Source organism: Halopseudomonas formosensis, from assembly GCF_900115905.1.
In the GTDB taxonomy this organism is placed as follows: domain Bacteria; phylum Pseudomonadota; class Gammaproteobacteria; order Pseudomonadales; family Pseudomonadaceae; genus Halopseudomonas; species Halopseudomonas formosensis.
In genome coordinates this window covers 589,048-605,745 of record NZ_FOYD01000001.1, presented here as the reverse complement: position 1 = coordinate 605,745, position 16,698 = coordinate 589,048, and the positions used below count along the sequence as shown (strand labels likewise).

The 16,698-nt window shown below is 65.4% G+C and carries 14 protein-coding genes; 4 read left to right on the top strand and 10 right to left on the bottom strand.

Features of this window, described 5'->3' with window-relative positions; genetic code table 11:
• The 4 genes from BM046_RS02780 (at position 1) to BM046_RS02765 (ending at position 4,179) form a co-directional block, all read left to right on the top strand.
• Positions 1–792 (top strand): fumarylacetoacetate hydrolase family protein, encoded by a 792-nt coding sequence (locus BM046_RS02780; RefSeq protein WP_090536716.1) that lies wholly within the window; start codon positions 1–3, stop codon positions 790–792.
• Positions 793–807: 15 nt separating this feature from the next.
• Positions 808–1,728 (top strand): acetaldehyde dehydrogenase (acetylating), encoded by a 921-nt coding sequence (locus BM046_RS02775; protein ID WP_090536714.1) that lies wholly within the window; start codon positions 808–810, stop codon positions 1,726–1,728.
• Positions 1,729–1,738: 10 nt separating this feature from the next.
• Positions 1,739–2,764 (top strand): 4-hydroxy-2-oxovalerate aldolase, encoded by a 1,026-nt coding sequence (gene dmpG, locus BM046_RS02770; RefSeq protein ID WP_090536712.1) that lies wholly within the window; start codon positions 1,739–1,741, stop codon positions 2,762–2,764.
• A gap of 101 nt (positions 2,765–2,865) precedes the next feature.
• Entirely contained in the window at positions 2,866–4,179 is a 1,314-nt protein-coding gene (locus tag BM046_RS02765) for a spinster family MFS transporter (RefSeq protein ID WP_090536710.1), read from the top strand.
• Between the two features lie 10 nt (positions 4,180–4,189).
• On the opposite strand, the gene BM046_RS02760 is transcribed toward BM046_RS02765, so the two are convergent.
• From BM046_RS02760 to BM046_RS02715, 10 genes are all read right to left on the bottom strand, one after another.
• Complete coding sequence (locus BM046_RS02760; RefSeq protein ID WP_090536708.1) at positions 4,190–4,957, bottom strand: SDR family oxidoreductase; 768 nt, start codon at positions 4,955–4,957, stop codon at positions 4,190–4,192.
• Between the two features lie 31 nt (positions 4,958–4,988).
• Positions 4,989–6,509 carry an amidase gene (locus BM046_RS02755; protein WP_090536900.1) on the bottom strand — a complete coding sequence of 507 codons (1,521 nt, stop codon included), beginning with the start codon at positions 6,507–6,509 and terminating at the stop codon, positions 4,989–4,991.
• A gap of 33 nt (positions 6,510–6,542) precedes the next feature.
• Complete coding sequence (locus tag BM046_RS02750) at positions 6,543–7,181, bottom strand: EthD domain-containing protein (RefSeq protein WP_090536706.1); 639 nt, start codon at positions 7,179–7,181, stop codon at positions 6,543–6,545.
• Between the two features lie 28 nt (positions 7,182–7,209).
• Positions 7,210–8,067, bottom strand: coding sequence for a cache domain-containing protein (locus BM046_RS02745; RefSeq protein WP_235818548.1), 858 nt, complete (start codon positions 8,065–8,067; stop codon positions 7,210–7,212).
• 129 nt (positions 8,068–8,196) lie between these two features.
• Positions 8,197–9,237, bottom strand: coding sequence for a Rieske 2Fe-2S domain-containing protein (locus BM046_RS02740; protein WP_090536704.1), 1,041 nt, complete (start codon positions 9,235–9,237; stop codon positions 8,197–8,199).
• Between the two features lie 185 nt (positions 9,238–9,422).
• The gene (locus BM046_RS02735) at positions 9,423–10,274 is read right to left on the bottom strand and encodes an SDR family NAD(P)-dependent oxidoreductase (RefSeq protein ID WP_090536702.1); all 852 of its coding nucleotides are present in this window, start codon (positions 10,272–10,274) and stop codon (positions 9,423–9,425) included.
• Between the two features lie 99 nt (positions 10,275–10,373).
• Positions 10,374–11,624 carry a helix-turn-helix transcriptional regulator gene (locus BM046_RS02730; protein ID WP_090536700.1) on the bottom strand — a complete coding sequence of 417 codons (1,251 nt, stop codon included), beginning with the start codon at positions 11,622–11,624 and terminating at the stop codon, positions 10,374–10,376.
• Positions 11,625–11,752: 128 nt separating this feature from the next.
• Positions 11,753–12,967, bottom strand: a complete 1,215-nt coding sequence (locus tag BM046_RS02725; RefSeq protein ID WP_090536698.1) for a helix-turn-helix transcriptional regulator — start codon at positions 12,965–12,967, stop codon at positions 11,753–11,755.
• Between the two features lie 257 nt (positions 12,968–13,224).
• On the bottom strand, positions 13,225–15,621 hold the full coding sequence (locus BM046_RS02720) for an efflux RND transporter permease subunit (RefSeq protein WP_090536695.1): 2,397 nt from the start codon (positions 15,619–15,621) through the stop codon (positions 13,225–13,227).
• A 9-nt stretch (positions 15,622–15,630) separates the two neighbouring features.
• Positions 15,631–16,599, bottom strand: coding sequence for a WD40/YVTN/BNR-like repeat-containing protein (locus tag BM046_RS02715; protein ID WP_090536693.1), 969 nt, complete (start codon positions 16,597–16,599; stop codon positions 15,631–15,633).
• Between the last annotated feature and the right edge of the window lie 99 nt (positions 16,600–16,698).

Sequence of the window (16,698 nt, the reverse complement as noted above, 5' to 3'; positions counted from 1 at the left end):
ATGGACGAACAACTGATCAAGGCGCTGGGCGATGAACTGCATGCCGCCCTGCGCGAGCGCCGGGCCCTGCGCCCGCTGACCGAGCGTCATCCACAGATTACCCTGGACGACGCCTACCGTATTTCCCTGCAGTTTCTCCAACGTCGTGAAGCCCTGGGCGAGCGCGTGATCGGCAAGAAGATCGGCGTCACCAGCAAGGCGGTGCAGGACATGCTCAACGTGCACCAGCCGGATTTCGGCTTTCTCACCGACCGCATGCAGGTGGCCGATGGCAGCGCGGTGAGCATGGCCGAGTACAACCTGATCGCGCCCCGCGCCGAAGGCGAGATCGCCTTCATCCTGGCCGAGGATCTGACCGGCCCCGGCGTGACCGCCAGCGATGTGCTGGCGGCGACCGAGTCGGTGGTGCCCTGCTTCGAGATCGTCGACTCACGCATCGCCAACTGGCAGATCCGCATCGAGGACACGGTAGCCGACAACGCCTCCTGCGGCGTGTTTGCCCTCGGCGAGGCACGCATCGATCCGCGCACCATCGATCTCGCGACAGTCGAGCTGACCATGCAGCTCAACGGTCAGCCCGCCGGCAGCGGCCTGGGCTCGGCCGTCCAGGGCCACCCCTGCGAAGCGGTGGCCTGGCTGGCCAACACCCTGGGCCAGCTCGGCATTCCCTTCCGCCGCGGCGAGATCATTCTCTCCGGCGCGCTGGCGCCGCTGGTGCCGGTGGCGGCCGGCGACCGTATCGATATGCACATCAGCGGACTGGGTAACGCCAGCCTGCGTTTCACTGACTGACGCCGGGAGAACTCCATGAGCAAGAAGATCCGCTGTGCCCTGATCGGGCCAGGCAATATCGGCACCGACCTGTTGTACAAGCTGCAGCGCAGCGAGGTACTGGAGCCGGTGTGGATGGTCGGCATCGACCCCACCTCCGAGGGCCTCAAGCGCGCCGAGGAGATGGGCCTGAAGACCACCAGCGAGGGCGTTGATGGCCTGCTGCCCCACGTGCGCGAGGATGATATCCGCATCGCCTTCGACGCCACATCGGCCTATGTGCATGCCGAGAACAGCCGCAAGCTGAACGCGCTGGGCGTGCTGATGGTCGACCTCACCCCTGCCGCCATCGGCCCTTACGTGGTGCCGCCGGTGAACCTGCAGCAACACGCCGGTGAGCCGATTCTCAACGTCAACATGGTCACCTGCGGTGGCCAGGCGACCATCCCCATGGTCGCCGCGGTGTCCCGGGTACAGTCGGTGGAATACGGCGAGATCGTTGCCACTGTGTCGTCCCGTTCGGTTGGACCCGGCACGCGCAAGAATATCGACGAATTCACCCGCACCACCGCCGGCGCCATCGAGCAGGTGGGGGGCGCGAAGAAAGGCAAGGCGATCATCGTCATCAACCCGGCCGAGCCGCCGTTGATCATGCGCGACACCATCCACTGCCTGACCACCGACACGCCGGACCAGGCCCGTATTACCGACTCGATACACAGCATGATCGCCGAAGTACAGAAGTATGTACCCGGCTACAAGCTGGTCAACGGACCGGTGTTCGACGGCAACCGCGTCTCGGTGTTCATGGAGGTGGAAGGTCTGGGCGACTTCCTGCCCAAGTACGCCGGCAACCTGGACATCATGACCGCCGCCGGTGCCCGCACCGCCGAACTGTTCGCCGAGAAGATGCTTGATGGCAGCTTCGATCCCGACGCGATTGCCGCCACCCTGTAAGGAGCTGACCATGAACCTGCAAGGCAAGAAGATCACACTGCACGACATGACTCTGCGCGACGGCATGCATCCCAAGCGCCACCAGATCAGCCTGGAGCAGATGCAGAGCATCGCCCAGGGGCTGGATGCCGCCGGTATTCCGCTGATCGAGGTTACCCACGGCGACGGCCTGGGCGGCAGCTCGGTGAACTACGGGTTCCCCGCCCACACGGATGAGGAATACCTGTCCGCCGTGGTGCCGCTGATGAAGAACGCCAGGGTGTCGGCTCTGCTGCTGCCGGGCATCGGCACCATCGACCATCTGAAGATGGCCCGGGAAATCGGCGTCAACACCATTCGCGTGGCCACCCACTGCACCGAGGCGGATGTCTCCGAACAGCACATCAACCTCGCCCGCAAGCTGGAGATGGACACCGTGGGCTTCCTGATGATGGCGCACATGAACAGCCCCGAAGGTCTGGCCGAGCAGGCCCGGCTGATGGAGAGCTATGGTGCCAACTGCGTGTACATCACCGACTCGGCGGGCTACATGCTGCCCCATGATGTCAGTGCGCGGATCAGCGCGGTGCGTGCTGCCCTGCGGCCGGAAACCGAAATCGGCTTCCACGGTCACCACAACCTGGCCATGGGTGTAGCCAACTCCATCGCCGCGATCGAGTGCGGCGCTACCCGTATCGACGCCGCCGCTGCGGGGCTGGGCGCCGGCGCCGGCAATACGCCGATGGAGATCCTGGTCGCCGTGTGCGCGCGCATGGGTATCGAGACCGGCGTTGACGTGTTCGGTATCCAGGACGTCGCCGACGACCTGGTGGTGCCGATCATGGACTTCCCCATCCGCAGCGACAAGGACGCCCTGACCATGGGCTACGGCGGCGTCTACGGCTCCTTCCTGCTGTTCGCCAAGCGCGCCGAGAAGAAATACGGCGTTCCGGCCCGGGAAATCCTGGTGGAAATGGGCCGCCGCGGCATGGTCGGGGGGCAGGAAGACATGATCGAGGACACCGCCCTCACCTTGCTCAAGCAGCGCCAGGGCTGATCTTTCCAGCGCACTGCGCGCCGCCTGCTCCCCTCTCCCCTCTCCCGCGAGGGGAGAGGGGAGCAGGCGGCGAGCAGATCATCTTCCAGGGAATCCCAACCATGTCGGCAACCGATACCCACACCAGCAGAGCAAGCCATGCAGTACTGGCCCTGCTGGTCGGTGGTTATGCGAGCATCTTTCTCGGCCGCCAGATCATGGCGGTGATGATAGAGCCCATCAAACTCGAGTTCGGTGCCAGCGATACCGCCATGGGGCTGATTTCCGGGCTGGCCTTTGCCGTTGCTTACGCCCTGATGGGACTGCCTGCCGGGGGCCTGGCTGATCGTCACTCCCGGGTTCGCCTGTTGGCCCTGTGCGGCGTCATCTGGGCGATCACCACTGTTATCTGCGGCTTCGCCGTCAGCTTTCCGATGCTGGTCATCGCGCGCATGCTGGTGGCGGTGACCGAGGCGCCGGTGACCCCCGCCTCGCTGTCGCTGATCGCCGACCTCTACCCGGCGCGCAACCGCTCGCTGGCGATCAGCTGCTTTACCGCCGCGCCGACCCTTTCGGCCATCGTCGGTCTGAGTCTGGGTGCCTGGGTGATCGATACCTGGGGCTGGCGGACCGGTTTCTATCTGATAGCCTCGCCACCACTGCTGATTTCGCTGCTGCTGGCGCTGGCGGTGCGGGAGCCGGAGCGGGGCCGCTTCGACAATCCATTGCATGGCAACGCGCCTGCCCTCGGGCTGTGGCGGTCGGCCCGCCAGCTGCTGGGCAATGCCCACTACCGCAAACTGGTGGCCGCCTGTGCCTGGTTCAGTTTCAGCGGGCTGGCCTTCGCCATGTGGAATACCCCTTTCCTGATCCGCTCCCATGGCCTGTCACTGCAGAGCGCCGGTATCCTCGCCGGGGTGGTGACCGGCTGCAGCGCCGCCCTGGGCGGCCTGTTCAGCGGCTGGTTGAGTGATCGCCTGAATCTGCGCAGCCAGGCCTGGCTGCTGGGGTTGCCGTTGATCGGAACCCTGGTCACCCTGCTCAGCCTGTTGCTGTATCTGGTCTGGCCGCCGGGTATCGCCTTCCAGATCGGCGCGGTGGAGGTACCCACCGCCATGCTCTGGTGTGCGCTGATGGGGTTCTTCACCATGTGGTGGGTGGCGCCCTGCTTCAACCTGTTGACGCAGATGGTCAGTCCCCGGCAGCGGGCCACGGCGGTGGCCCTGCAGACCATCTGCACCACCCTGGCGGGGATCGGCCTCGGCCCGCTGCTGACCGGCGCCCTGAGCGACCTGCTACTGCCCTGGGCGGGTGATGAATCGCTGCGTTATGCGCTGCTGGGCGTGCACCTGACCCTGCTGATTCCGGCATGGCTGCTATTGCAGCTGTACCGGCAGCAGGCCTTTGCACCGCAGCAGGCGTTGCAAGGAGCCTAGAGCGCGTGTTTCAGAAACGCTCCGGGCGCACCATGGCGTCCATGCCGCCGTCGGCAAACAGCACGGTGCCGTGGATGAAACTGGCCTGGGGCGACAGCAGGAAGCGGATCACCTCGGCCAGCTCCGCGGGCTGGCTGCCCCGCCCCAGCGGCGCGACAAAGCTGCGGGTGGCCTTGCCGTAGCGAGGGTCTTCGGTGGATGCCTGGTACAGCGGTGTTTCCACCACCCCCGGTGCCACCACGTTCAGCCGCACGCCCCGTCTGGCCCAGTCGTGCACCTGACGCCGAACCAGCACGCTGACCGCATACTTGGAGCCGGCGTAGGCCATGCTGGGCTCGGCGGCCTGGTTGGCTGAAGCGATGGCCGCAGCCTCATCCCCTGCCAGCATCAGCTCCACCATAGGTTGTTGATCGGCGCCGGGTTGCACCGAGGCCACCGAGCCCACCACTACTGCGGTGGGCTGTCGGCCCTGGCCCAGCGCATCGGCGAGACCTTCCAGCAGGGCACTGACGGCAAAATAATTGACTGCCAGGATCAGGCCGCAGCTGGGTGCGGTCACACCGACCCCGGCGCACAGCACCAGATGATCCAGCACGCCATCGCAACGCTGCAGCACCTGATCCACCGCCTGCTGACGCCCGGCGGCGGTGGACAGGTCCACATTGATGTCACTGTTGGCGCGGTCGATTCCGATCACCTGGTGACCGGCGTCACGCAGCTGCTGGCATAGCGCGGCACCTATTCCGGAGGCGGCACCGGTTACGGCGGTAATGGGCATGGGGTGGAACTCCTGTGTTGGGAATAAGGGGTCAGAGCGACGGCACGCGATCAAACCAGGGTTGCGCCTGTTCCAGCTGGCCAGCCAGCCGCAGCAAGGTGCGCTCGGCACCGAAGCGCCCGGCGAACATCACGCCAATGGGCAGGCCTTCGGCGCTCCAGTGCAGCGGCACTGACATTGCCGGCTGGCCGGTGATGTTGTACAGCACGGTAAACACCGAACTGCGGGTAGCCACCGGGCCGAATTCCTCCAGCGGCAGATCCATGTCTACCACGCCCAGGCGCGGTGGGGCCCAGGTCATGGTGGGGCTGAGTACCAGGTCGAAATGTTCCATGAAGCGGGCCATATCACGGCCGGTCTGGCGCAGCCCTTCCTGGGCGCGCAGATAATCCACGGCGCTGAGCTGACGCCCCCAGGCGAGCATCTCCATGTTCACCGGTTCCAGATCGTTCGCGGTTACCTTGCGCCCCAGCTGGGTTTCGCGCAGGGCCACGCGTTCGGCCAGGCCGGCCACGCTGAGAGTGCCGGAGGCCTGCATCGCGGCGCGCATGTCGAGATCCGGGGTCGCCTCAACCAGCTCATGGCCCAGTTCACCGCACAGCTGCACGGCCTGATCCAGCGCATCGAGGCACGCCGGGGCCACCGGCATGTCCAGCAACGGCTTGCGCATGACAGCAATGCGCAGGCGCCCCGGTGGCTGCTGCAGCTGCTGCAGATAACTGCCCTGTTCCGGCGCACCGAAGCCCGGCCCGGGGCTGGCCCAGGCCAGCGCATCCAGCATGGCTGCCGAGTCGCGCACGCTGCGGCTGATGACATGCTGCGCCGAGAGCAGCCCGCGGGGTTCACCCGGGCCGTTGCCGATCGGCACCAGGTCACGGCTGGGCTTGAGCCCGAACAGGCCGCAGGAGGATGCCGGCAGGCGGATCGAGCCGCCGCCGTCGCTGGCATGGGCCACCGGCAGGATGCCCGCCGCCACGGCCGCTGCTGCGCCCCCGGAGGAGCCGCCGGCGCTGTGTTCGAGGTTCCAGGGATTGCGCGTATCCCCGAACAGGCGGCCCTCGGTGGACGGGCTGTTGCCGAACTCCGGGCTGCTGGTCTTGCCGAAGATCACCAGGCCAGCCTGGCGGGCCTTGCGTACATAGCTGTCATCGGCTGCCGCCCGGGCCTCGCGGAAGAACCGCGAGCCGTGGGTGGTGATGGTGTCGGCCATGCTGACGCCCAGGTCCTTGAGCAGGAAAGGCACGCCGCGAAAGGGGCCCTCGGGCAGGGACGAGCCGGCCAGCTTCCTGGCACTGTCGTAATGCTTGAGTGCCACGGCATTGATGCGGGGATTGATCTGCTCGGTGCGGGCGATTGCCAGCTCCAGCAGTTCGGCGGGGCTGACCTCGCCCCGGCGGACCAGCCGCGCCAGCTCCAGTGCGTCACAGCGCCGGTATTCATCGAAACGCATTCCGCTGTGCGCCCACCCCGGCAGCGAACGCAGCCCCAGCGCGGCGCCCGCCGCCAGGCCGGCGGTGCCCTTGAGAAAATGCCGTCGTGTTATCCCGGGCATTGCAGCTCCTTGTTCTTGTTGTCTGCTCAAGCATCAGGGTTGAAAGGCGACGAACTTCTCCTGCAGGGTCGCCAGTGGGGTATCGCAGCGTTCGACTCGCAGCGTCCGCTGCAGGCCGGGCAACTGATCCAGCGCGGCGGGCAGCGTTTCCGGCTGACCAAACCAGTTGAGCCACAGCAGGGCATTGCAGGGCAGCGGGCAGCGCGGATCGTTGTCCAGCAGGTCCAGGCGCATGCCGTGCAGGCCCGGATACGCTCCGGTCAACTGCGGGACGAGCTGCTGCAGCATCTGCAGCAGGGCCTGCTGGTCGTGCTCGATCATCAGCACCTGCGCCTGCAGCCCCTGGGGCCCGGCTTCCCTGGATGCGATCAGTCGATGCGGCCGGACTGCGGCGACACGAATCCGGCTCGGGTCCATGAACTGCAGCTCATCGGTCGCCACCAGCTGCCGGGACCGGGAGTTCATGACATCGATCGCGGCCATCTCCTCAGGCGCGGCAAATTCGCTGATGCAATCGAAATCCAGCTCGGGATGATCCAGCAGATGGTTGCGGGTATAGCCGAGAAACGGGAAATGCTGCATGGCCAGCCAGCAATGGGTGGATTCGTAGTAATCCCGAAACCCGGCGCGGTCCAGATCGGCGCGCCGGGTTACCAGCGAAACTGCTTTCATGGCTGTCCTTATGTCAATGCAATGGGGGTTATTCGGCCAGCTCGCCGTACCAGCCGACCAGCACCACGTAGCGGCCTACCCGCTGGATCAGCGCGGTCTTGTGCTCGACCTGCTGGGTCGCCGGGTTGCGCCACTGGTAGCTGAACCGGCCGCTGTCACGGCCCTGCATCTGCTCCAGCAGCGGCGCACCCAGCGGCTCGCCGGCATGGTCGTCGACATTGTCGAAGCGGCTGCCGACCAGCCCGCGATTGTAGCCGTGGGCCACGAAACGCCTGGTCTCGCTGTCGATGACCACCGGATAGGTGTCGTCCTGGTAGAACTGGGAATCCAGCTGGTTGATCTGTTCGATGGTCTGCTCGGCGTTGTCCTTCAGAGCATCGGCGACGCGCTCCAGCATGTTCTGCGCATCGGCCGGATCGGAGCGGGGAATGTAGTAGCCGACCGCGAGAATGTGCTCATCGAGGATCTGGTAGAACGCCTTCTTGCGCTCGACCCGGCCTTGGCGCCAGTTGATCCAGCGGTACTCGCCCTCCTGGATCTGGCCGGTCACCGGCTGGGCCAGCACCGCCTCGAACCCGAGCTGCAGCTGGTCGTCCAGCAGTGGCGAGATGTCCCGGCCGATCAGCCTGCGCGACGGGCCGCCGCTGGCCAGCATGGTGCCCTGGCGATCGACCACGAACACATAGAGGTCATCCTCGGAAAACGGCCCCACCCGGCTGAAGGCCGCAAAGGCGCGCTCGCCTTCCTGCTGGTAATAGGCCACGGCCCGCTCCAGCAGGGCCCGGGCGCGTTCCTCGTCACCTGCGCTGGTGGCGGCGACCAGCACCCCGCAGAACAACGCGCAAAGCAGCGCACTGCCGGCCAGCCATCTCTTCATCGGTGTCATCGGCAACTCCAGTCCGTCAAGGGTAGCCCTGACGGTAGGTCAAGCATCTGCGGCCAACATCGTCCGTTTGGACGACACCAACGAAAAGGCCGCCCACGATGGGGCGGCCCTGTCTGCGACCGATCAGGCTCAGCGGTTATCGACGGTCACGAACTCGCGCAGCTCCTTCATCTCCGGCGCGATGTCGGCCTCGTCGGTATAGAACTGGGCATACCATTCGCGCAGCTGGTAGATGGGGCCATCGCCCTCGGCCAGCACCGGGAAGTCCACCGGTCGCTTGGTGCTCCAGATCGCCACGTCCTGATAGAAGGAGTCTCGATTCTGCCGCACATACTCCAGCGCCAACTCCTTGTTCTGCTCCTCGGTCCAGCCGGGGATCTTCTTGACCAGCACGCCGAAGCGCAGCTCGAACTGGTTGGGCTTGGTCGGCACGTGGCAGTTGAGCAGGATCGACTCCACCTTGAGACCTTCATAATTCGCGGTCATCCGGGTGAAGTGGGTCGCCGGACCGTAGTAGGCCGAATCGGCCACCAGATCGCCGCCCAGTCGCTCGGAGTCACCATGGAACAGCTGGGTGCCGATGTGCCCCTGGAAGGTGTTGCGGAAATACTTGGTCGGCGCATCGTGCACCGGGCCGAAATGCTGGGCGTCGACCAGGTTGTCCACCAGCTCGCGCGGGTGGGTGTCGATGACCATCAGATCCAGGTGCCAGTCGTCATCCCACTCGTCGCTGTCGATTTCCGGGAAGTAGGGAATCTCCACACCCTCGGCCGGTGGCAGGCCTTCCGGGTTGTGCCAGACGAACAGCAGGCGGTTGACTTCGCAGGTCAGCCACTTGCGGGTCTTGGCCTTGGGCGGGATGCGCTTGCAGTAGGGGATCTCGGCGCAACGGCCGCTGGCGTCGAAGGCCCAGTGATGGAAGGGACACACCACCTTGCCATCCACCAGCTCACCTTGGGACAGGTCCGCCCCCATGTGCGGGCAATAGGCGTCCAGCACGGCGATTTCGTCGTCCTTGCCAACGAAGGCCAGCAGGCGCGTACCGAAGATATTCAGCGTGTGCAGCTTGCCATCACGGAAGCTGGCTGCTTCGCCAATGCAATGCCAACCACGAGCGTAACGGTACTCGGCCGTTTCCGCCACGGGTTTGATGTCGATCATCTGATTCATAATCCCGATCCTCACTGAGCGTTGAGCGTTGTTATAGTTTTCGGCACGGCTCGGTTCAGCCCCTCATGCTGTGCCGCCCGTGGCGGCGGCATGAACCTGTCGGAAAACCACATCCGATGTGCGGTATCTTCGCGCCGATGGCGCCGGGCTACATCCCTCACTTGGACTAGGGCGGCGGCAGCGGGTCAACCGGCCTGCCCGGGATGGTGCCAGGCCGGCACTATGCCGTGCTCCAGGGCGAATGGTTGGGCGTGGACGGTACGTTTCTGATGCAGCCCCTCAAGGTCGTGGACAGCCAGCCAGCAGATCACCGCAGCGGGAACCGGTGGCGGCGCCGACCCGGCACCCAGCGCGCGGATGCCGGCCTCGCCGATGGTGGCCCTGAGCGCCTCGGTGGTGACCACCCCGGGGTTGACCGTGTAGGCGCGCAGCCCCTGCCCGCCCATTTCCGCCCGGAGCACGCCGGACAGGCGCGACACCGCCGCCTTGCCGGCGCCATAGGCATAGCCCCAGCCACCCTTGTCAGCGGCCACCGGCGGATTGCTCTCCCCCGCCCCGGAGGTGATGTTGATCACCACCCCGCCGCCCTGCTCCAGCATGCTCGGCAACAGCCGCTGGGTAAGGAGCACCGGTGCCAGCACGTAGCCCCGGTACATGCGCTCCAGGGTGTCGGGCGTCAGCGCCAGGAAGTTTGCGTTGAGGTCGCTGCCCTGGTACACCGCATTGTTGACCAGCACGTCGATACGGCCGGCCTCGCGCAGCAGCTGCTGCGCCGCGGCCTGCACCGAGTCGGCATCCAGCAGGTCCATTGGAATGCACCAGGCCTGCCGGCCCAGCGCGCGGATTTCGCCGGCCACCGCCGCCAGGCTGCCGGGCAGCGGCTTGCCATCGGCGCCGGTCAGCCCGTGGGCGTGCTGCTGGCCCTCTTCCAGGGTGCGCGCACTGATCGCCACATCGAAGCCGGCGCGGGCGAAGGCCAGCGCAGTCTCCCGGCCGATGCCACGGCTGGCACCGGTCACCAATACCACCTTGTTCATGTTCTGCTCCTGAACTTGCCTGAGGCCATGTTGCGGAGCAGTATCGAAGGGTACTGCGCAGCGCTCATCGTCTGCGCAGACTAGGAAGGTGCCTTGCGCTCAGCTCACCGCCACCGAGCGCAGCTGCGGCTGGGTAATGACGGGCAGGGGCTTGTCCAGCGGACGGACGGTGCCGCCCCGCCCGAGCGTGCCGACACAGTTGAGCATCACCCGCACCAGCTCGGCCTGGCGGCGTACCCCGGTCTTGGAGAAGATCGCCCGCAGGTGCGCCCGCGCGGTATTGCGCATGATGCCCAGCTCCTCGGCGGCCTCCTCCAGCGACAGGCCGTTGGCCAGCTGCAGCGCCAGCGCGGTTTCCGTGGGGGTGAAGTTGAACAGCTCGCGGGCCACCCGGTTATCCACCTGGGACTTGCCCACCGCATCGCGGATATACACCATTACCGCCGGCTGGCCCCGCCCTTCGGCCCACTCGGCCCCGGCAATGGGCTCGACCACCACACCCAGACTGACCTCACCGGAGGGCCGGGCCACCGACAGCGCCTCCCGCGCTTCCCCGGGCTGCGGCCCATCCTTGGACCCGACCGCCTCGCGGATCAGCTTGTGCAGTTCACGGTTGTCACTGGGGTAACTGGCTTCCAGCCGGGAGCCGACCAGCTTCAGCCCATCGGCCTGGGCCAGCAGCTCCCGGGCCACGTCATTGAGCTGCAGCACGCTGCCGCCGGCGTCCAGTACCAGAGTGGCTACCGACAGGCGATTGACCGCTGCGGCATAGAGGTTGCCCAGCGATTCACTGCGCCCCAGCAGGTTGTGCACCTGCAGACTGCGGCGCAAGTGGGGCAGCAGCCGCAGGCAGAGCGCGCGGTCCTGTTCCTGGAAGGCCGGCTGGCGCTGGTTGCGGGTGATGCGAAAGCCCAGCACACCGGCCTCGGCGGTGGAGATATTGGCGCCCATGATGTGATAGACGTCGTTGGGCTGGCTGTAATCGCGGTAATAACTGCTGGCCTCCCACTCCTCGCGACTCATCAACTCGTCCATGGTGTGGACCTGATCAGCCGGCATGCGCCCCAGCGGCGCATCCCAGCGGTAATCGTTGAAACAGGCCAGCTTGCCGGCCCATTCCGGCTGCCCGGAGATCAGCGTGATGCCCATGCTGTCGGCACTGGGCACGCGCAGGATCAGGCTGACATAGTTGGCCTGGAACACCCGGCGCAGCTCGTCCAGCGCCAGCGACAGCTGTTCGGCATCCAGTGCGCCATCATGGATCAGGCCGATGATGCGGTCATAGTCGTCCAGCGACAGGGACTGGCCGGTGGGAAATGCAGTAACTACTGAGGTTATTGTTGTTGTCATCCGGTGCACCTCATGCCTTTGGCCTGGTCAGGCCGGCTTCTTATCGTTATCGAGGGCTGGCCGGCGGCCAGCCCGGACGCCTCCATGCTGCCCACGGATCGACCATCCCGGGTCGATCCTGAAGCAGGTCACCGCAGCGAACGCAGCTCCGGCTGGGGAATGATGGCGCCACGGCGGCCCAGCGGGCTGACCTCGCCACGCCCCAGCGAGCCGACGCTGTTGAGCATCACCCGCACCAGCTCGGCCTGACGGCGCACCCCGGTCTTGGAGAAGATCGAGCGCAGGTGCGCCCGTGCGGTGTTGCGCATGATGCCCAGCTCCTCGGCCGCTTCCTCCAGCGACAGGCCGTTGGCCAACTGCTGCGCCAGCAGGGTCTCCGCGGGCGTGAAATTGAACAGTTCCCGGGCCACCCGGTTGTCGACCTGGGATTTGCCCACCGCATCGCGGATATACACCATGACCGCCGGCTGGCCGCGACCCTCCGCCCACTGCGCCCCGGGGATCGGCTCGACCACCAGCCCCAGGCTGACCTCGCCCGAGGGCCGGGCGATGGACAGGGCCTCACGCAGCTCCCGTGGCTGCGGTGAATCCTTGGATTCGAGCACGTCGCGGATCAGCTTGTGCAGTTCGCGGTTGTCACTGGGGTAGCTGGCTTCCAGGCGGGAGCCGACCAGCTTGAGCCCGTCGGCCTGCTTGAGCAGCTCCCGGGCCACGTCGTTGAGCTGCAGCACCGCCCCCGCCTCATCGAGCACCAGGGTAGCAACGGACAACCGGTTGATGGCCTCGGCGTAGAGGTTGCCCAGGGATTCGCTGCGGCCCAGCAGGTTATGCACCTGCAGGCTGCGCCGCAGATGAGGCAGCAGCCGGGTACACAGCGCCTTGTCCTGCTCGGAGAAAGCCGGCTGCCGCTGGCTGCGGGTAATACGGAAACGCAGCACTCCGGCATCGGCGGTGGAGATATCGGCGCCCATCACATGATAGACGTCATTAGCCTTGCTGTACTCGCGGTAGTAGGTGCTGTTCTCCCATTCCTGCGGGGTCATCACGTCGTCCACGGTGAACACCCGGTCGGCCGGCAGGTTGGCGAAGGGCGTCTCGCCATGCAGGTAACGGAAGTAGGTGACCTGGCCGCTGCCTTCGACCTTGCCCGCCACCAGCATCAGGCCAACGTCCTCTACACCGGGGATGCGCAGGATCAGGGTCACATAGTTGGCCTGGAACAGCATGCGCAGCTCTTCCAGGGCGACCGACAGCTGCTGGGTATCCAGTCCGCCGTCATGGATATGGCCAACGATGCGGTCATAGTCGTCGAGCGACAGGGACAGGCCTGCCGGCGCGCACATGGCCGCCGTGCCTGAGAGGGTTGTGTTGTCGAAAATGCTTGTTGTGCTTGTTGTCATCATCGCTGCAACCTCATGCCTTTGCGCTTTTCAAAGCGGGGCTCTTATCGTTATCGGGGCATTGGGCTGGGCATCTATATTGCTCAGTTGGAGCAGTTTAAGCCAGCGCCGGATACCTCCATCGGTACTACTGATCTGAAACCATCCTCCGCGCTGATCAGGACTGCCGGGCGTAGCTATCCGCCCGGCATTCACAGTGCTCAGTGACCCGCCGGCGCGGCCATGTAGCCCGGGGCGGTCGAGGCCGTCTGGACTCGCACCAGCGGCTTGCTGCGGTTGAACCAGGCGGCCAGGCCGGGCAGCAGGAAGATGGCGCCGAACACGTTGACCAGGAACATGAAGGCCAGCAGCACGCCCATGTCGGCCTGGAACTTCAGCGGCGCGAACACCCAGGTGCCGACCCCCACCGACATGGTCACTGCGGTGAACAGCGCTGCGGTGCCGCGCTGGCACATGGCTTCATAGAAGGCGGTCCGCACATCCCGGCCCATGGCCAGCTCATGCTGCATCCGCTCGTAGAGATAGATGCCGTAGTCCACCCCCACCCCTACCCCCAGGGCCATCACCGGCAGGGTGGCGACCTTGAGACCGATACCGAACACCGCCATCACCGCGTTGCACAGCGTCGCGACAATCGCCAGCGGGATCAGCAGGCAAAGCACCGCGCGCACCGAGCGGAAGGTCAGCCAGCAGAACAGTGCCACCGCCAGCAGCAGCGAGCCATGCATCTGGATCTCGGCCTTCTGCACCGCCTCGTTGGAGGCGGCCATGACGCCGATATTACCGCCGGCCAGCTTGAACTCGACCTTGGGCTCGTCGATGTTGGCAATGATGCGTTCAACCTGCCCGGTTACCCGGGCGATGGTGTCGCCTTCATGGTCGGTCAGGAACAGCAGCACCTGCATGGTCTGGCAGCCATCTTCCACCAGCCCGTGGGAGCTGGAATAGGCGCGCGAGCCGGGCATCAGGCCGCGGGACGAACCGGGAATGGCCGCCCAGCGCGGGTTGCCCTCGTTGTTGCCGGCAATGGACACCTTGCCCATGCCCGCCACGCTGTGCACCGAGTTGACGCCCTTGATGCTGCGCGCATGGAAGTCCAGCTCTTCCACCGCGCGCATGACGTCGGCGTCCAGACAGGCTTCCTGGATCTCGGTCTCCAGATAGACCGACAGCACGTCCAGGCCGATGGAATACTTGCCGGAGATCTGCGCGTTGTCCTGGTTGTAGCGCGAATCCTCGCGCAGCTCGGGCGCGCCGACGCCGACGTCGCCGACGATCAGGTCGCGGCTCTTCCAGGCCCCGGCCAGCAGCAGCACCAGGCTGATGGCGAACACGCCCAGGGCCGCCTTCGGCGTGGCCAGCACCGACAGGCTCCACCAGAGCGCATGTTTGCCATCGGCGTTGCGCGCGCGCTGCTCGTAGGCGCGCCGGTCCAGCCGCAGATAGGACAGGATGATCGGCAGCATCATCTTGTTGGTGACAATCATCAGCAGCCCGCCGATACAGGCGGTCAGGCCCAGCTCATGCACGATCGGGATGTCGATCAGCATGATCACGCCGAAGCCCAGGGCATTCATCAACAGCGCCAGCGCACCGGGAATGAAGATGGTGCAGAAGGATACCCGCGCCGCCTCCAGCGAGTTGTGCCCACCGAGGATGTCCTGCTTCCAGGCGTTAGTCATCTGTACCGCATGGGACACGCCGATGGAGAACACCAGGAAGGGCACCAGGATTGACAGCGGGTCGATGCCCATGCCGATCAGCGGCAGCACGCCCAGCAGCCAGACCACCGGCACCAGCGCCACGCACAGCGCGACTATGGTCTGCACCAGCGAACGGGTGTACACCCAGAGCATCAGTGCGGTGATGACGAAGGCGATGACGAAGAAGCCGATCACCGTCAGCAGGCCGTCGATCACTTCGCCGGTCAGCTTGGAGAAGCCGACGATATTGATCTCGATATTGTCGTTCTCGAAGCGGGTGCGGATCTCCTCCAGCTGACCGGCGATCTCGGTATAGGAAATCTGCTCGCCGGTTTCCGGATTGAACTCCTGCAGCTCGGCATTGACGATGGCGGCGCTCAGGTCATTGGCCACCAGCCGGCCGATCTCGCCGGAGCGGGCGGTATTGCTGCGCACCTGGTCCAGGTCCTCGGGGGTGCCGGAAAAATGCGGCGGGATCACCACGTCGCCGACGAAGCCGTCCTCGGAAATCTCCACATAGCGCACATCGGGCGTGAACAGCGAGCGCACACTGGCCCGGCGCACCCCGGGAATGAAGAACACCTCATCGGTAACCTGCCGCAGCACGTCGAGGAACTCGGCGTTGTAGATATCCCCTTCGCCCTTCCAGTCGACGCTCACCAGGATGGTATTGGCGCCACTGAAGGTCTCACTGTAATGCAGGTAGTTCTCCATGTAGGGGTGGGTGACCGGGATCTGCTTGTTGAAGCCCGGGTCCAGCCTGATCTGCGTAGCGCTGTAACCCAGCCCCAGGGTAATCAGCACGAAAATCATGAGAAACAGCTTGCGGTTGCCGAGCAGTCCATCCGCCATGGACTCCACCCAACGCGCCACCATCTGGTTATGCTTGGCCATACTCCCCCCTTATTGACCGACGACCGCGAGGTAACCACGGTCCTGCTGCAGCAGGCCGCGCTGGCCAGCGACAAAGAGTTCGCCACCCGGCAGTACCACCGCCGAGGTCAATGTTCCCAGGCCGCTGAGGTAACCGGTGTCCTTGAGTTCGCCATCGCCTGAAATCCTGACGTAGGCGCCGCCGGTGCCAACGATTACCACTCCCGAGCCATCCTCGGCGTGACCGTAGAGCGGCAGGCGGTGTGGCAGCTCGACCTGGCTCCAGTTCTGGCCATCATCGCGGCTGACGAAAACGTGGCCGCGCATGCCGTAGGTCACCCATACCGCATCGCCCAGGTAGGCCACGCCGAACAGCGAGCCACGATAGAACGGCTCGATGCGCTCCCAGGTCTCGCCCTGGTCCTGGCTGCGCAGCACCAGGCCCATTTCGCCGACAATGAGCTGCAGGCGCTGGCCGTCACCAGCCATGTCGTTGAGGTGCTCGCCATGGATATCCAGCTCACGCTCCTGCCAGCTCCGGCCTGCGTCGTGGGAGGTGAAGAACTTGCCGAAGCTGCCGAAGGCGAAGATCTTCTCGCCGTCTGCACTCCAGGCACCCAGCAGCGGCTCGCCCAGCTCCTGGTCCTGCATCAATACATCCCAGCTGTCGCCGGCATCGTCACTGCGCATCAGCACGGCGTCGTGCCCCACCGCCAGCAGGGTGTCGCCGCCCAGCGGGCTGATGCCGGTCAGGGTGACAGGCAACTGGTCGTCGCCATGGGTCTCGCGCCAGGTATCGCCCAGGTCGTCGCTGACAATGATGGTGCCGCGCTCCCCCACCGCGATTACCCGGTCATCAATTCGGGCCAGATCGTTGATCTGCAGGCGTGCCAGATCAAGTTCCACCCGCTGGCCATCGGTCTGCTGCCGCGGCGAGAAGGCATAGGCCACCAAGGCGATGACGACGAGACAGAAGGAATAGCTGATCAGTTTACTCATGGCTCTATCCAACCTGTGGGCGGCCCCTTGGCAGGGCACCTGTTGTTCTTATGAGTCTGCAGCTGTTCATGTGCGAGACATAAAGGCAGCACAGCGAGT

Excerpts from the sequence above, each read along its gene's own strand:
- BM046_RS02780 (WP_090536716.1), top strand. The coding sequence starts at position 1 with ATGGACGAACAACTGATCAAGGCGCTGGGCGATGAACTGCATGCCGCC.
- BM046_RS02775 (WP_090536714.1), top strand. The coding sequence starts at position 808 with ATGAGCAAGAAGATCCGCTGTGCCCTGATCGGGCCAGGCAATATCGGC.
- dmpG (WP_090536712.1), top strand. The coding sequence starts at position 1,739 with ATGAACCTGCAAGGCAAGAAGATCACACTGCACGACATGACTCTGCGC.
- BM046_RS02765 (WP_090536710.1), top strand. The coding sequence starts at position 2,866 with ATGTCGGCAACCGATACCCACACCAGCAGAGCAAGCCATGCAGTACTG.
- BM046_RS02760 (WP_090536708.1), bottom strand. The coding sequence starts at position 4,957 with ATGCCCATTACCGCCGTAACCGGTGCCGCCTCCGGAATAGGTGCCGCG.
- BM046_RS02755 (WP_090536900.1), bottom strand. The coding sequence starts at position 6,509 with ATGCCCGGGATAACACGACGGCATTTTCTCAAGGGCACCGCCGGCCTG.
- BM046_RS02750 (WP_090536706.1), bottom strand. The coding sequence starts at position 7,181 with ATGAAAGCAGTTTCGCTGGTAACCCGGCGCGCCGATCTGGACCGCGCC.
- BM046_RS02745 (WP_235818548.1), bottom strand. The coding sequence starts at position 8,067 with ATGACACCGATGAAGAGATGGCTGGCCGGCAGTGCGCTGCTTTGCGCG.
- BM046_RS02740 (WP_090536704.1), bottom strand. The coding sequence starts at position 9,237 with ATGAATCAGATGATCGACATCAAACCCGTGGCGGAAACGGCCGAGTAC.
- BM046_RS02735 (WP_090536702.1), bottom strand. The coding sequence starts at position 10,274 with ATGAACAAGGTGGTATTGGTGACCGGTGCCAGCCGTGGCATCGGCCGG.
- BM046_RS02730 (WP_090536700.1), bottom strand. The coding sequence starts at position 11,624 with ATGACAACAACAATAACCTCAGTAGTTACTGCATTTCCCACCGGCCAG.
- BM046_RS02725 (WP_090536698.1), bottom strand. The coding sequence starts at position 12,967 with ATGTGCGCGCCGGCAGGCCTGTCCCTGTCGCTCGACGACTATGACCGC.
- BM046_RS02720 (WP_090536695.1), bottom strand. The coding sequence starts at position 15,621 with ATGGCCAAGCATAACCAGATGGTGGCGCGTTGGGTGGAGTCCATGGCG.
- BM046_RS02715 (WP_090536693.1), bottom strand. The coding sequence starts at position 16,599 with ATGAGTAAACTGATCAGCTATTCCTTCTGTCTCGTCGTCATCGCCTTG.